The organism is Roseofilum sp. (assembly GCF_982964205.1).
In genome coordinates this window covers 16335-18303 of sequence record NZ_CEZBFX010000102.1, presented here as the reverse complement: position 1 = coordinate 18303, position 1969 = coordinate 16335, and the positions used below count along the sequence as shown (strand labels likewise).

Here is a 1969-nt window from a genome sequence, read left to right as displayed (position 1 = left end):
GTTTCTCCGTGTCTTCCTGACTCGAATCTTAAAATCATTCCCTTGAAAGATCCCCGTATCCCCCTATCCCCCGATTCCCCTATCATGGGTAAAGAGTGATCACCTTTGAGATATTAGAAACATGGGAAGCGAAACGATCGTATTATTATCGCGGCGTGAAATCGACAAAATGCGGAAAGCAGGAATCTTAGCCAGTCAGTTACTGGATCACTTAGCACCCATGGTGCAACCGGGAGTCAGTACCTTAGAGTTAAATGATGAAGCCGAGCGCTGGACTCGTGAAAATGGAGCCATTAGTGCGCCCTTGGGATATAACGGATTCCCCAAATCCATTTGTACCAGTGTAAATGAGGTGATTTGTCACGGTATCCCCAATGCTAAACAAAAACTCAAGGATGGCGACATTATCAATATCGATGTGACTCCGATTCTCGATGGCTATTATGGCGATACATCGCGGACATTTTTTGTGGGAACACCCTCTCCAGTTGCCAAAAAGTTAGTAGAAGTGACCTATGAATGTATGATGCGCGGGATTGCGGCGGTCAAACCAGGGGGGAGAATTGGAGATATTGGCGCAGCGATTCAAGAGTATGCAGAAGCCCATGGGTTTTCTGTCGTGCGCGATTTTGTCGGTCATGGGATTAATCGTGAATTTCATACGGCTCCCCAGGTTCCCCATTATGGGGTAAAGGGCAAGGGCAAACGCTTGCGTAAAGGTATGGTATTTACGATTGAGCCGATGATTAATGAAGGAACTTATGAAGCGCAGGTTTTAGATGATAATTGGACAGCCATCACGAAAGATGGCAAGCTCTCTGCCCAGTTTGAACATACGATCGCCGTTACCGACAGTGGAGTAGAAATCCTTACTTTACCGGAATCTAAAGACGAGTATAAAAGTGCTTAGGACGCTGGAGTAATCCCCATCTGTTCAGTCTGGGGATTCTTTGAGTCCGGTCATGGAGAATGTAGCGGAAACAGTCGAGTTGGGTACATTGCGAGTTATTCTCAATAAGCTTGTTTTTTTGCAAATCAGTAATTCTCGCCTTATAATTATGAATAACATCACTGTTATTGAGAATTTTTATGTCTCTCTATACTCCCACTTCCCTCAAAGCCGAACTCAATTCCAAAGGTTGGCGCTTAACTCCACAACGGGAAACGATTTTGCATGTTTTTCAGAATCTTCCTAGGGGAAACCATCTGAGCGCCGAAGAACTCCACGATCTCCTCAAACAGAGGGGTGAGAGGATTAGCCTATCGACTATTTACCGCACGGTGAAACTGATGGCTAGAATGGGGATTATTCGTGAACTAGAACTTGCTGAAGGTCACAAACATTACGAGTTAAATCATCCCTATCCCCATCACCATCATCACATTGTCTGCGTTCAGTGCAACCAAACCCTAGAATTTAAGAATGATACGATTCTCAAGCAAAGCTTAAAACAAGCCTCGAAAACCGGTGTACAGATGATTGATTGTCAACTCACCATTCATGCCATCTGTCCAGAAGCAATCCGTAAAGGCTGGCCAGCCATGTTACCCAGTAGTTGGTCTTGTTCGAGGGCGATCGCCTCTAGTAATAATAGTTTAGAAGAGAGCCTAGAACAGTTACATCAAGACGATCGAGAGTCTGAGTAAAACCAAATCTCATGTGTAATCAACTGCCCCCCGAATTTTGGCACGGCATTCAACAATTTAATCAACAAGAGTTTTATGCTTGTCACGATACCCTAGAAGCCATTTGGCTAGAAGCCTCTGAACCCGAACGCACGCTCTATCAAGGGATTTTGCAAATTGCTGTCGGTATTTATCATCTCAGTCATCAAAATTTGCGGGGGGCGATGATTTTACTTGGTGAAGGTATTAGCCGCTTAAGTCGCTATCAACCAGAATACGCCGGATTAGATATTCACCAACTGCTCCTGCAAAGCAAAACGTTACTCACTCAACTACAAGAAGA

Annotated in this window: 3 protein-coding genes; all 3 read left to right on the top strand. The window is 44.6% G+C overall.

Going from position 1 to position 1969, the window contains the following annotated elements; genetic code table 11:
* Positions 1 to 121 precede the first annotated feature (121 nt).
* Positions 122 to 910 (top strand): type I methionyl aminopeptidase, encoded by a 789-nt coding sequence (map, locus tag AC3A14_RS19450; RefSeq protein WP_318698835.1) that lies wholly within the window; start codon positions 122 to 124, stop codon positions 908 to 910.
* Between the two features lie 179 nt (positions 911 to 1089).
* The gene (locus AC3A14_RS19445; RefSeq protein WP_318698837.1) at positions 1090 to 1647 is read left to right on the top strand and encodes a Fur family transcriptional regulator; all 558 of its coding nucleotides are present in this window, start codon (positions 1090 to 1092) and stop codon (positions 1645 to 1647) included.
* An 11-nt stretch (positions 1648 to 1658) separates the two neighbouring features.
* Positions 1659 to 1969 (top strand): DUF309 domain-containing protein (locus tag AC3A14_RS19440; RefSeq protein ID WP_487779113.1); only part of this gene is annotated, 311 nt, incomplete at its 3' end.

What these genes read in the sequence shown, in the direction of transcription:
- map (WP_318698835.1), top strand. Translation starts at nt 122, where the DNA reads ATGGGAAGCGAAACGATCGTATTATTATCGCGGCGTGAAATCGACAAA.
- AC3A14_RS19445 (WP_318698837.1), top strand. Translation starts at nt 1,090, where the DNA reads ATGTCTCTCTATACTCCCACTTCCCTCAAAGCCGAACTCAATTCCAAA.